Source organism: Micromonospora sp. NPDC002411 (assembly GCF_053592955.1).
In genome coordinates this window covers 1-12,987 of sequence record NZ_JBSFBM010000192.1, presented here as the reverse complement: position 1 = coordinate 12,987, position 12,987 = coordinate 1, and the positions used below count along the sequence as shown (strand labels likewise).

9 protein-coding genes and 1 pseudogene are annotated in these 12,987 nt (G+C 71.5%); 6 read left to right on the top strand and 4 right to left on the bottom strand.

Annotation, left to right across the window (positions count from 1 at the left end; genetic code table 11):
- Positions 1 to 153 precede the first annotated feature (153 nt).
- Entirely contained in the window at positions 154 to 1,920 is a 1,767-nt protein-coding gene (locus tag ACWCO3_RS21850) for a beta-N-acetylhexosaminidase (RefSeq protein ID WP_450011711.1), read from the bottom strand.
- A 244-nt stretch (positions 1,921 to 2,164) separates the two neighbouring features.
- On the opposite strand from ACWCO3_RS21850, the gene ppdK reads away from it, so the two are divergent.
- Positions 2,165 to 4,873: a pyruvate, phosphate dikinase gene (gene ppdK, locus ACWCO3_RS21845; protein ID WP_450011707.1), complete on the top strand. Its 2,709-nt coding sequence runs from the start codon at positions 2,165 to 2,167 to the stop codon at positions 4,871 to 4,873.
- A 43-nt stretch (positions 4,874 to 4,916) separates the two neighbouring features.
- On the opposite strand, the gene ACWCO3_RS21840 is transcribed toward ppdK, so the two are convergent.
- Positions 4,917 to 5,417: a roadblock/LC7 domain-containing protein gene (locus ACWCO3_RS21840; protein ID WP_357845685.1), complete on the bottom strand. Its 501-nt coding sequence runs from the start codon at positions 5,415 to 5,417 to the stop codon at positions 4,917 to 4,919.
- A gap of 254 nt (positions 5,418 to 5,671) precedes the next feature.
- Here ACWCO3_RS21840 and ACWCO3_RS21835 point away from each other — a divergent pair, with 254 nt between their 5' ends.
- The 3 genes from ACWCO3_RS21835 to ACWCO3_RS21825 are packed head-to-tail and all read left to right on the top strand — an operon-like array spanning position 5,672 to position 8,191.
- Positions 5,672 to 6,019, top strand: a complete 348-nt coding sequence (locus ACWCO3_RS21835) for a VOC family protein (RefSeq protein WP_145779446.1) — start codon at positions 5,672 to 5,674, stop codon at positions 6,017 to 6,019.
- A gap of 42 nt (positions 6,020 to 6,061) precedes the next feature.
- Positions 6,062 to 7,327 (top strand): deoxyguanosinetriphosphate triphosphohydrolase, encoded by a 1,266-nt coding sequence (locus tag ACWCO3_RS21830; RefSeq protein ID WP_450011703.1) that lies wholly within the window; start codon positions 6,062 to 6,064, stop codon positions 7,325 to 7,327.
- A 15-nt stretch (positions 7,328 to 7,342) separates the two neighbouring features.
- Positions 7,343 to 8,191: a siderophore-interacting protein gene (locus ACWCO3_RS21825; RefSeq protein WP_358167378.1), complete on the top strand. Its 849-nt coding sequence runs from the start codon at positions 7,343 to 7,345 to the stop codon at positions 8,189 to 8,191.
- Positions 8,192 to 8,198: 7 nt separating this feature from the next.
- On the opposite strand, the gene ACWCO3_RS21820 is transcribed toward ACWCO3_RS21825, so the two are convergent.
- Complete coding sequence (locus ACWCO3_RS21820; RefSeq protein WP_145779449.1) at positions 8,199 to 9,404, bottom strand: low temperature requirement protein A; 1,206 nt, start codon at positions 9,402 to 9,404, stop codon at positions 8,199 to 8,201.
- Between the two features lie 113 nt (positions 9,405 to 9,517).
- Here ACWCO3_RS21820 and dnaG point away from each other — a divergent pair.
- Positions 9,518 to 11,420: pseudogene (gene dnaG, locus ACWCO3_RS21815) on the top strand (DNA primase).
- Entirely contained in the window at positions 11,421 to 11,957 is a 537-nt protein-coding gene (locus ACWCO3_RS21810; RefSeq protein ID WP_145779451.1) for a hypothetical protein, read from the top strand. It begins immediately after the preceding pseudogene.
- 9 nt (positions 11,958 to 11,966) lie between these two features.
- Here ACWCO3_RS21810 and ACWCO3_RS21805 read toward each other — a convergent pair whose 3' ends face one another.
- Positions 11,967 to 12,944 carry a TAXI family TRAP transporter solute-binding subunit gene (locus ACWCO3_RS21805; RefSeq protein WP_450011709.1) on the bottom strand — a complete coding sequence of 326 codons (978 nt, stop codon included), beginning with the start codon at positions 12,942 to 12,944 and terminating at the stop codon, positions 11,967 to 11,969.
- Between the last annotated feature and the right edge of the window lie 43 nt (positions 12,945 to 12,987).

The window sequence follows — 12,987 nt, the reverse complement described above, 5'->3', positions numbered from 1 at the left end:
CGTCAGTCGCGGTGGCGTGCCAGGTATAACGACCCCGGCCGGCCGACGATTCCGCGATCCGGGTGGCCCCGGCCACGGGGCGTTACGCCCGATAACGGACATCCGGCGTGGGGTGACCCACGCCGGGCCGGCGATGTGGGGTGACCTGGTGCGCTATGTCGGGTTGACGCCCTCTCGGGTCGCGTCGCCCTGGTTGGGGACGGCCGGGTCGCGCTGTGCGGGGATGGTCGGTCCGCTCGGCCAGGGGATCTCGGGCGCGCGGTGGAAGGCGATCCCGGCGGCGTCCCACCGTGGGCCGTGGCCGGCCAGGCGGTCGCGGAAACCGGCCCAGTCGTGGGTCTCCCGGGGCGACCAGCCCAGCTCGGCGATGGCGGGGAGTCGGGGGAGGAGCAGGAACTCGATGTCGGCCAGTGAGGTGACCGACTCGGTCCAGAGCGGGGCCTCCACACCGATGACCGCCGTGGAGGGCACCTCGGCGACGTGCGTGCCCGGATCCCAGTCGTACGCCTTCCGCACGTCGATCAGGCCGGCCCAGTCGTGCCCGATCGGGGTGTCCGGGGCGTACTTCATGTCCAGGTAGGCGTGGTTTCCGGGGGAGACAATCAGTCGGGCGCCCTGGCGTACGGCCTCGACCGTGGTGGGGTCTTCGCCGTTCGTGCCCCACCACTGCAGGACCCGCCCGTCGACGTGGGCGGCCGGCGCGAGCTGGTGCCAGCCGACGACGGTCTTGCCGAGGCCGGCGACGATGCGTTGGACCCGCTCGACGAAACCGGTGTAGACCTCGCCCTTCACCTTGAACGCCTCGTCGCCGCCGATGTGCAGCCAGGGCCCGGGTGTGATCGCGGCCAGTTCGCCCAGCACGTCCGCGATGAAGTCGTACGTCCGGTCGTCGGCCGGGTCGACGTAGCTGAAACCCACCTCGGTGCCGGTGTACGGCTGCGGTGCGATCTTGTCCGGTGCCAGCTCCGGGTAGGCGACCAGCGCCGAGTTGGTGTGCCCGGGGAGGTCGATCTCCGGGACGACGGTGATGTGCCGGGCGGCGGCGTAGGAGACGATCCGCGTGTAGTCGGCCTTCGTGTAGAACCCGCCGGGACCGCCACCGACAGCGGTCGCCCCGCCGACGGTGGTCAGCTTCGGCCAGGAGTCGACGGCGATCCGCCAGCCCTGGTCGTCGGTGAGGTGCAGGTGCAGGTGGTTGAGCTTGTAACGGGCCAGGTGGTCGACCACCCGCAGGACGTCCTCGACGGCGAAGAAGTGCCGGGCGACGTCGAGCATCGCCCCCCGGTACGGGAACCGGGGCACGTCGGTGATGGTGCCGCCGGGCAGCGTCCACCGTTCGGTGACCGGGGTCGGGCTCTCGATGGTCGCCGGCAGCAGTTGGCGCAGCGTCTGCACGCCGTGGAAGAGGCCGGCGGCGGTGACGGCGGTGACGCGTACCCCATTGGTGGTGACGTCGAGTCGGTAGCCCTCCGCGCCCAGGTCGGCGGTGGTCTCGTCGAGCACCAGCGCGATGCCGTCGACGGGTGCCGGCGCGGCGGCGTCGGTGACCGGCAGCGGGTAACCGGTGGCCGGGCGCAGCAGCCCGGCGAGCTGTTCGGCGACCGCCAGCGCGGCGGGGTCGGAGCTGGCCACGATGACCGCTTCGGCCGGCAGCGTCCAGTCTGCGGTCGGGTCCGGCTGGACCTGCTGGGGGGCGGGAACGACGTCGGCCAACCGGTGCGGGGCCGCCGGGGCGAGCAAGGTGCCCGCGGCCTGCTCGGCTGTGCGTGCCAGCGTCGCCGCGCCCGGCTCCTCCGCCGACAGCGGCGCGGGGGTGGTGGCGGGGCCGGGGGAGGGGATGGTCGACACGGCGGCGACTCCGGGGGTGTATTCGCGTCGGTTATGGCAAAAGTGAGGTTCACCGGTTGGCGTGCCATCCAGCGTACGACGCTCGGTCGGGATGCGTGTTGGTGCGCATGGAAGCGTTCCCAGAAAAGGGTACGAACACGGATAGTCGTGATGGCTGTGCCAATTGTCACCGAACGGTCCCAGGTTGCTCGATGTTCGCTTAACCTTCGCCCACCGATCGACGTCGACCCCGGGATTACCGGCGGTCCGTCCCGGGGAAGAAGAAAACTGAACCTTCGTTAAGTGTCAATCCGGCGCGTGTGTTGTGGAGGCTCTGGTGGCAGCGCAAGAGACCGTCGATCACAAGTACGTCTACGACTTCTCCGAGGGCAACAAGGATCTCAAGGACCTGCTCGGGGGCAAGGGCGCCAACCTCGCCGAGATGACCAACCTCGGCCTGCCCGTTCCGCCGGGCTTCACCATCACCACCGAGGCCTGCCAGGCGTACCTCGCCACGGGACAGGAGCCGGACGGGCTCGCCGGGCAGATCGAGGCGCACCTGGAGTCGCTCGAGCGCGCGATGGGCAAGCGCCTCGGCGACCCGCAGGACCCCCTGCTGGTGTCGGTCCGCTCCGGCGCCAAGTTCTCCATGCCCGGCATGATGGAGACCGTCCTCAACGTCGGTCTCAACGACCAGAGCGTGGTCGGCCTCTCCGCGCAGGCCGGACAGAACGACAGATTCGCCTGGGACTCCTACCGCCGCCTCATCCAGATGTTCGGCAAGACCGTCTGCGAGGTGCCGGGCGAGGAGTTCGAGCACGCGCTGGACGAGATCAAGAACGCCAAGGGCACCCACAACGACCTGGACCTGGACGCCGACGACCTGCGTGGGCTGGTCGACGCGTACAAGAAGATCTTCTTGAAGCACACCGGTCGGGAGTTCCCGCAGCAGCCGCGCGAACAGCTCGACCTCGCCATCCGGGCGGTCTTCGAGTCGTGGAACGCCGAGCGCGCCGTGCTCTACCGTCGCCAGGAGCGGATCCCGGCCGACCTCGGTACCGCTGTCAACGTGGTGACGATGGTCTTCGGCAACCTTGGCCCGGACTCCGGCACCGGTGTGGCGTTCACCCGGGACCCGGCCAGTGGCGCGCAGGGCATCTACGGCGACTACCTGGCCAACGCCCAGGGCGAGGACGTCGTCGCGGGCATCCGCAACACAGTGCCGCTCCAGGAGTTGGAACAGCTCGACAAGGCCTCCTACGACGAGCTGCTCGGCATCATGGCCCGGCTGGAGGAGCACTACAAGGACCTCTGTGACATCGAGTTCACCATCGAACGCGGCAAGCTCTGGATGCTGCAGACCCGGGTCGGCAAGCGCACCGCCGCCGCCGCGTTCGTCATCGCCGGCCAACTCGTCGACGAGGGTCTGATCGACCTGGACGAGGCGCTGCACCGGGTCAACGGCGCGCAGCTCGCCCAGCTGATGTTCCCCCGCTTCCAGCTCGACCACGAGTTCGAGCCGGTCGCCAAGGGCATCGGGGCCTCGCCCGGCGCGGCGTCCGGAACTGTCGTCTTCACCTCGGCGCGGGCCGTCGAGCTGGCCGCCGAGGGGAAGTCGGTGATCCTGGTCCGCCGGGAGACCAACCCCGACGACCTGAACGGCATGATCGCCGCGAAGGGCATCCTCACCTCGCGGGGCGGCAAGACCAGTCACGCCGCGGTGGTGGCCCGGGGCATGGGCAAGACCTGCGTCTCCGGTGCCGACGAGATCGAGGTGAACGTCCCGGCGAAGCGCTTTGTCGTGGCCGGGCAGACCGTCAACGAGGGCGACGTCGTGTCCATCGACGGCACTACGGGCAAGGTCTACCTGGGCGAGGTGCCGGTCATGCCGTCGGAGGTGGTGCAGTACTTCGAGGGCAGCCTCGACCCCGAGCACATCGACAACGCCCTGGTCCGGGCCGTACACCGGATCATGACGCACGCCGACGGCAGGCGGCGGCTTGCGGTCCGCACGAACGCCGACACCGGCGCGGACGCCGCCCGGGCCCGGCGCTTCGGTGCCGAGGGCATCGGGCTGTGCCGCACCGAGCACATGTTCCTCGGCGATCGGCGGGAGCTGGTCGAGCGCCTGATCCTGGCCCGCGCCGCGGACGAGCGGGAGGCGGCGTTGGAGGCACTGCTGCCGTTGCAGCGGGCCGACTTCGTGGAGATCTTCCGCGAGATGGACGGGCTGCCGGTCACCGTCCGGCTGATCGACCCGCCGCTGCACGAGTTCCTGCCGCCGCTGGAGCAGCTCGCGGTGAACGTGGCGGTCGCCCAGGAGCGTGGCGAGGACGTGGCCAAGGAGGAGGCGCTGCTCGCCGCCGTTCGGCGGATGCACGAGGAGAACCCGATGCTCGGGCTGCGGGGTGTCCGCCTCGGCCTGGTCATCCCCGGCCTGTTCGCGATGCAGGTCCGGGCCATCGTCGAGGCCGCGGTCGAGTGCGCCCAACGCGGCGGCGACCCCAAGCCGGAGATCATGGTGCCGCTGGTCGGGGCCGTGCAGGAGTTGGAGACGGTACGCGCCGAGGCCGAGAAGATCATCGAGGAGGTGACCCGGGAGAAGGCGGTCGAGGTGCTGATCGGCACCATGATCGAGGTGCCCCGGGCGGCGCTGACCGCCGGCCAGATCGCTGAGGCCGCCGAATTCTTCTCCTTCGGCACCAACGACCTGACCCAGATGGGCTGGGGCTTCTCCCGCGACGACGTCGAGGGTGCGTTCTTCTGGCGCTACCTGGAGTTGGGCATCTTCGGCATCTCGCCGTTCGAGTCGATCGACCGCGACGGCGTCGGCCGGCTGGTGCGCATCGCCTCCGAGGAGGGTCGGGCTGCCCGGCCCGGCCTGAAGCTTGGCGTCTGCGGTGAGCACGGCGGCGACCCGGACTCGGTGCACTTCTTCCACGAGGTCGGCCTGGACTACGTGTCCTGCTCGCCGTTCCGGGTGCCGGTGGCCCGGTTGGAGGCCGGCCGGGCGGTGGTGGAGACCGGCGGGTCGGACAGCCGCTGACGCCGATCGGTGGCGGACCGGACGATCGGTCCGCCACCGGCCCTCAGATCGGCGGGCGACGCCAGGTGGGTCGGGACGGACGACGCAACTGCGCCGGCAGGGTCGCCATCGGTGTACGCACGGCCAGCGGCCCGTGTGCCTCCGGAACGGCGGTGGCACCGACACCCCCGCCGCGGCGGTCCATCACCGTGCCGGCCCGACGTGCCACGGCGCGGGCCTCCTCGTGCAGCGCTTCGAGATCCTCGCCGGGCGACACGGTGACCAGGGTCAGCAGGGCGGAACGCCCGGCCGGGTAGGTCACCACGCACCCGGTGGTCGTGCGGACGACCGACTCCCGGAACTCGCCACATCGGACGGTGTCGGCCACCCGGTGACCGAGCCCGAAGCTGGCCGCGGCGAGAGCGGCGAGGTGGGTGGCGTCGGTGCTGGGCAGGTCGCTGGAGATGAGCAACCCGTCGGTGCCGGCCAGGACCGTGCCGGCGATCTCGGGTCGACGACGGCGTAGCCCGCGTAGTTCCGTTCCCACCACCGTGTCTGCGTCCACGAGATCTTTCCCCTTACCGGTCGGGAGTCGCATGTCGATCGGCTGGTCACGTTCCGCGCCGGGAACGCTACCGGCAGCCATCTCCGCTCGCGAGCCCATAACCGTCGGCGATCGGATGGCAACTCCAGGCCGATCGGCGGTTGTGGGCCCATCGTCGATGCGTCGGGGGCGGGTCGAGCAGCGGTGGCGGGCGTAATCTTGGCTCGCTCGCACACGGCCGATTGCGGAGGCCGTCGAACGGGAAAGGTGACTGAATGACCAGCGTCTGGGAGAACCTCACCGTCGATGCCCGCGATCCGGCGCGGCTGGCCCGCTGGTGGGCCGAGGCGCTCGGCTACCAGATCGTCACCGAGAGCCCGGACGAGGTGGAGATCCGCCAGTCCCCCGACCGCCTGCCCGGTCTGGTCTTCGTGCCGGTGACCGACGGCAAGGAGCGCAAGAACCGACTGCACCTCGACCTGCGCCCCGCCGACCAGGAGGCCGAGGTCGAGCGGCTGGTCGACATGGGCGCCCGGCACGTCGACATCGGCCAGGGCGACGTCGAGTGGACGGTGCTGGCCGACCCGGAGGGCAACGAGTTCTGCGTCCTGCGTGGGAAGTGAGCCGGTTTTGCGAGCCCCACGGTCGCGAACAGCGGCGGCTGCGTGAGCAGTGAGCCCGCTGCGGCGGACGCCCGGCTGGTCGAGGAGTCGCCCAAGGACACCGGGCACCGCCGCTCACCGTACGAGCGCGACCGCGCCCGGGTCCTGTACTCCGCGGCATTCCGGCGGTTGGCCACCAAGACCCAGGTGCACACCGCCGGCACCGACGACTTCCTGCGTACGCGGCTGACCCACTCGCTCGAGGTGGCCCAGATCGCCCGGGAGATGGGTGCCCGGTTGGGGTGTGACCCGGACGTGGTGGACGTGGCCGGGCTCGCCCACGACCTCGGGCACCCGCCGTTCGGGCACAACGGCGAGGCGGCCCTGGATCTGCTCGCCACGCCGTGCGGCGGGTTCGAGGGCAACGCGCAGACCCTGCGGGTGTTGACCCGTCTGGAGGCGAAGGTGCTCGCCCCGGACGGCTCGTCCGCCGGGCTCAACCTGACCAGGGCGTCGCTCGACGCGATCGGCAAGTATCCCTGGCCGCGCCGTCCCGGCGAGCGCAAGTTCGGGGTGTACGCCGACGACACGGAGGTCTTCGCCTGGATCCGGGACGGCGCGCCCGGCGACCGGCGCTGCCTGGAGGCGCAGGTGATGGACTGGGCCGACGACGTCGCGTACTCGGTGCACGACGTGGAGGACGGCATCCACGGCGGGTACGTGACGCTGCGCCCGTTGCTGACCGACGCCGACGAGCGGGCCGCGCTCTGCGCCGACGTGGCGGGCGCGTACTCGGGGGAGTCCGCCGGCGACCTGGCCGAGGTGCTTGTCGAGTTGCTGGCCGACCCGCTGCTCGCCCCGCTGGCGGGGTACGACGGCAGCCACCGGGCGCAGGTCGCGTTGAAGGCGACCACCAGCGGGGTGACCGGGAGGTTCGTGTCCGCCGCGGTGGCTGCCACGGAGGAGCGCTTCGGGCCCGGGCCGCACCGCCGTTACGCCGCCGACCTGGTGGTGCCCCGGCTGGTCCGGGCGCAGTGTGCCCTGCTCAAGGGCATCGCGCTGCGGTACGTGATGCGCCGGTCCGGCTTCCGGGGCCGCTACGAGCGGCAGCGGACGATGCTGGCCGAGGTGGTCGCCGCGCTGGTCCGGCGCGCGCCGGACGGACTCGACCCGATCTTCGCGGCGTTGTGGCGAGCGGCCCCGGACGACGCGGCCCGACTGCGGGTGGTTGTCGACCAGGTCGCCTCGCTCACCGACCCGGCGGCGGTGACCTGGCACACCCGCCTCGTGGGCGGAACTGCACCGCCGACTCACGGCGGGGCAGCTTAGGCTAGCCTAACTGGCATGACGGAACGCCCCAGGAACGTCACCACGGCCCGGGTGCTGCGCACCGAGCGGCCCACCCCGCATCTGATCCGGCTCGTCCTCGGTGGGGACGAGCTGACCGGTCTGCCGGTGGGCGAGTTCACCGACCACTACATCAAGGTGGTGTTCCCGCAGTCCGGTGTCGCGTACCCGCAGCCGTTGGACCTCGCCGCGATCCGCCGGGACCTTCCCCGGGAGCAGTGGCCCCGGCTGCGCGCCTACACGGTGCGGCGCTGGGATCCGCTGGCGCAGGAGTTGACGGTCGACGTGGTGCACCACGGCGACGAAGGGCTTGCCGGTCCCTGGGCCGCCGCGCTTCGCCCGGGTGATCCCGTGCACTTCGTCGGACCCGGCGGGGCGTACGCGCCGAGTCCGGACGCGGACTGGCACCTGCTGGTCGGCGACGAGAGCGCCCTGCCGGCGATCGCCGCCGCGCTGGAGCGGCTGCCCCTGGGCGCCCCGGCCCACGTCTTCGTGGAGATCGCCGACCCGGAGGAGGAGCAGAAGCTGCTCAGCCCGGGGGCGGTCGAGCTGACCTGGTTGCACCGCGGCGAGCGCCCGGTGGGCGAGGCGCTGGTCGAGGCGGTGCGGGCGTTGGAGTTCCCGGCCGGGCAGGTGCACGCCTTCGTGCACGGTGAGGCGGCCTTCGTCCGGCACCTGCGCCGGCTGCTGCGCGGTGAGCGGGGTGTGCCGCTCGACCGGCTCTCCATCTCCGGTTACTGGCGGCGTGGCATGGACGACGAGGGTTGGCGATCCACCAAGGCGGACTGGAACCGGCAGGTGGCGGCCGAGGAGGAGACGCCCGTCGAGGGGGCCAGGGCCGCCTGAGGGTCGCTCATCCCTCAAGCGTGCGATTGGCCTCGCTGGCCCGGGCGAGTCGACGGCTGAGCAGCACCGCGTACCCGACGACCGCGGCCGCGAGCAGCAACAGCATCAGCCTCGGCTGGTGCACCGTCGTGGTGATCACGCTGACCGACACCACCCCGTAGGCGGCGATCGCCAACCGGGCGGCGCTCGGCCGGGTCCACAGCCAGTACAGGGCCAGGCCGCATGCCGTCCAGACCACCATCGACGCGCCCAGCAGCAGCCGTAACTCCAGCGGGAGGTGGGTCGCGTTGTCGTCCACCAGGCGTACCACCTGCCCCAGTGCCCAACCGAGCAGCAGCAGCGCGCCACCGAGCGGGATGTGCAGGTAGCTGTACGCCTGCCCCCCGCGGAGCCGACTCTGGAGCAGGCGGGTGGTGACGAACGTGGTGTAGACCCACCAGACTGCTGCCGGGATCAGGAACGCCGTCGCGGCGGTGAGGATCATGTGTGGCGGGGGGTGGTCCGGCACGGCGAAGAGCAGGCTGGCCAGCGCGCTACCCAGCACGATGATGGTGAACTGCCCGATCCGTTCCGGCAGGTGCCTGTTGTCCACCGGCCAGTTGTTGAGCCAACGCACACCGACCCAGGGTGTGGCCAGTTCGATGACCATCGCGACGACCCACAGGACCGGGCGCAGCTCGGTGGGAGCTGGCAGCGACGCCAACCAGATCAGCCAGCCCGACCCGAAGCCGATCAGGTAGACGTTCGTCACCATGCGGGCCATCGGACTGGTCGGCCGGGCCCGCAGGTACAGCAGGAGCAGCACCCCCCGCACGATCAGGTACCCGACCGGCAGGAGCACGCTCTCCGGAACCTCGTCGACGCCGAGCGTCATCGCGCCCGCCCCGACCAGGGCGACGAGCACCAGCAACCGGTGCAGCGCGTCGTCCGGATCGAACCGGGTGTCGTAGTAGACCTGCCCCATCCAGGCCCACTGGATCACCACGAAGAGCCCGATCACGGCCAGCACTGCCGTCGGCGACGGGCTCGGCTCGTCGCCCAGTCGGCGCACCACGGCCGCCAGCGCGTACACGAAGATGAGGTCGAGGAAGAGTTCCAGCCAGGTGGCGTGGCGGTGACCGGCCTCGTCCGCCTGCGGGGCCTGTCCGCCCAACCCCATCCACGCGGCCACCCATCCGGGCAGGTGGGGGGCGGCGGTGCGTACCCTGCGCATCTGGTCATGGTCCCCGGGCGGACACGGCCTGCGGGCCGGAACCGCCCAGCCGGCAGCGGTGGTCGCCACACCGGCGTCCCCCGGCCGCCGTGTCGTCGGTCCGGCAGGGCAGGATGTACGCGGAGGGGGTGGCGTATGGCTGGGCGGATCCGGGACGAGGACATCGCACTGGTCCGGGAACGCACCTCGATCGGGGATGTGATCTCCGAGACCGTCACCCTGAAGTCCGCCGGCGGCGGCAACCTCAAGGGTCTGTGCCCGTTCCACGACGAGAAGAGCCCGTCGTTCAACGTCTCGCCGGCCCGCAACGTCTGGTACTGCTTCGGCTGCGGGGCCGGCGGCGACGCGATCAAGTTCCTGATGGACGCCGACCACCTCAGCTTCGTGGAGTCCGTCGAGCGGCTGGCCGGCCGCGCCGGCATCCAACTGCGCTACATCGAGGACGACAAGGGCACCCCGCGTCCGCGCCCGCAGCAGGGCCAGCGTCAGCGCCTGGTCGCCGCGCACGCCGCGGCGGTCGAGTTCTACCGGGCGCAGCTCGGCACGGCTGGCGCTCGACCGGCACGGGAGTTCCTGGCCAAGCGCGGGTTCGACCGGGCCGCCGCCGAGCGTTACGGCTGCGGCTTCGCGCCGGACGGCTGGGACCTGCTCACCAAGCACCTGCGCCAGCAGGGTTTCACCCACCAGGAGCTGGTCACGGCCGGGCTGTCCCGGGAGGCCCGTTCCGGCAGCCTGATCGACAGGTTCCGCCGCCGGCTGCTCTGGCCCATCCGCGACCTCGCCGGCGACGTGATCGGCTTCGGCGCGCGCAAACTCTTCGACGACGACGACGGCCCGAAGTACCTGAACACCCCCGAGACGCCGATCTACAAGAAGTCGCAGGTGCTCTACGGCGTCGACCAGGCCAAACGGGAGATCGCCAAGCAGGGGCGGGCGGTGATCGTCGAGGGTTACACCGACGTGATGGCCTGCCACCTGGCCGGGGTGACCACTGCTGTGGCGACCTGTGGCACCGCCTTCGCCGCGGACCACATCGCTGTTCTGCGCCGCCTCCTGTTCGACAGCGACGAGGTGGCCGGCGAGATCATCTTCACCTTCGACGGTGACGCCGCCGGCCAGAAGGCGGCACTGCGCGCCTTCGAGGACGACCAGCGTTTCGTCGGCCGCACGTTCATCGCCGTCAGCCCGGACAACATGGACCCGTGCGACCTGCGGCTGGCCAAGGGTGACCTGGCGGTACGGGACCTGGTCGCACGCCGCGAGCCGCTCGTCGACTTCGCGCTGCGACACGTGATCGGCCGCTTCGACCTGGACACCGTCGACGGCCGGGTCGAGGCCATGCGGCACGCCGCGCCGCTGGTCGCGCGCCTCAAGGACCGGGAGAAGCGCCCGGAGTACGTCCGCAAGCTCGCCATGGACCTCGGCATGGAGATCGAGCCGGTGCAGCGGGCGGTGCTCGCCGCCGCCAACACCCCGCCGTCCGGCGCCCGCGACGCCGCACCCGCCGGCCGCCCCGCGCCGGCCCGCCCCGAGCCGGGGGTGGACAGCCCGCAGTCGATGGTCGAGCGGGAGGCGCTCAAGCTCGCCCTCCAACAGCCGGTCCTGGCCGGGCCGATGTTCGACGCGGTCGAGGCGTCGGAATATCGCCACCCCGTGCACATCGCGGTGCGTGCGGCCATCGCGGCTGCCGGTGGCGCCGCGTCGGCGACCGGCGGCGCGGTCTGGATCGAGTCGGTCCGGGACGCCTGCGACGACCTGGCGGCGGCGGCGCTGGTCGGCGAGTTGGCGGTGGAGCCGCTGCGCATCGACGGGGAGCCGGACCCACGCTACGTGTCGATCACCATGGCGCGGGTGCAGTTCGGGTCGGTGACCGCCCGGATCCGGGACCTCAAGTCGCGCATCCAGCGGATCAACCCGGTCAACAACAAGGACGAGTACTTCGCGGCCTTCGGTGAGCTGCTGTCCCTGGAGCAGCACGCCCGGGCGCTCCGCGAGCAGGCTGCGGGAGGCCTCTAGATGGGACTGTTCAGCCGCAAGCCGAAACTGCCACCGGCCGACCGGCCCCCACTGGCCGCCGACGAGCGGGTGCTGGCCTGGGCGGCGGTCGGCAACGGCGAGGGCGACGGCGTGGTGGTCGCCACCAACCTCGGGCTGTGGCTGCCCGGGCGGGGGCACCGGCTGGGTTGGCACGACATCCTCAAGGCCGTCTGGTCCGGCCGGGAGCTGACAGTCACACCCGCCGAGACCGTCATCGAACGCGACGGCTACACAGTGGTGGCCGACGGCCCGGCCGAGACGTACTTCCTCCTCGACCCGCGTGAGCTGCCACACCAGGTGCGGGCGCGGGTGACCCGCTCGGTCGCGTACACCGAGCACCAGCCGGTGCCCGGCGGCGCGGCGCGGGTCGCGGCCCGTCGGACGGCCGGGGCCGACGGTCTGACCTGGACGGTCCGACTCGACCCCGGCACACCGGCAGGCGACGAGACAGTGCTCGCCGAGACCGACCGCCTGGTCGGCGTGGCGCGCGCCGCGACCGCGCCCGCCGACCTCTGACCGGTCGGGTCAATTCGCCCCGAGGTCCTTCAGTGCCTTGTCGGCGCCCCGGTGCAGAGGCACCGGCAGGGTCCTGCGGGCCCTCTCCAGCGAGATCCCCTTGGCTGCCGGGTTGGCCTGGGCCAGGGCGTCGCGCTTCTCGAACACGGTCCGGGTGATCGCGCAGGCGACGTTGGCGTCCAGGTCCTTGCGGACCAACAACACATTGGGTACGACGATCGTCGGGGTGTCGGCCGCCGTCTTGTACACGTCCCGCCCGATCGTGCCTTCCTGGTAGCCGGGGCTCAGCGCGGCCATCTTCGGCAGCAGCGGCGCGAGCCCGACGAACGTCACCGTGTCGCCGGCCGTGGTGAACAGGTCGGTCAGGCCCCCGGTGGGCAGACCACCCGACCAGAAGAACCCGTCGACACTGCCGTCCTTGATCCCCTCGACCGTCTTGGTCAGGTCGAGGCGCTGCGCCCGGATGTCCTTGGCCGGGTCGAGACCGGCGGCCTCCAGCAGCCGGTTGGCGATCACCTCCGTGCCGGACTTCGGCGAACCGGTGGAGATCCGCTTGCCGCGCATGTCGGCCACCGAGGTGATCCCGGAGTCGTTGCGGACCACCACCTGCGTGTAGTTGTCGTAGATGCGGGCCAGTGCCTGCACCGGCTGCGGCGCGGTGAAGCTGCCCTTGCCCTCGACCGCGTTCACGGCCGTGTCGAACAGGGAGAACGCCACGTCGTACTGGCCGCCGACGAGCTGTTCGACGTTCTGCACCGAAGCGCCGGTCTCGGCGGCGGTGCCGGTGAGCTTGCCACCGGTCGCCCCGGACAACTGCCCGGCCAGCGCGTTGCCGACCACGTAGTAGACGCCTGTCGCGTTGCCGGTGGCGATGCCGACGCGGGTCTCCTTGGTCACCTCGCAGGTGACCTCGCTGGCCGTGTCGTCAGTGTCCGCGACCTGGCCCGGATGGCCCGCACCGGCGTCCTGCCGATGACCGAGGCGCAGGCCCTGACCGCGTTCGACCTGAGCCTCGGCGCCGCCGAGCCGG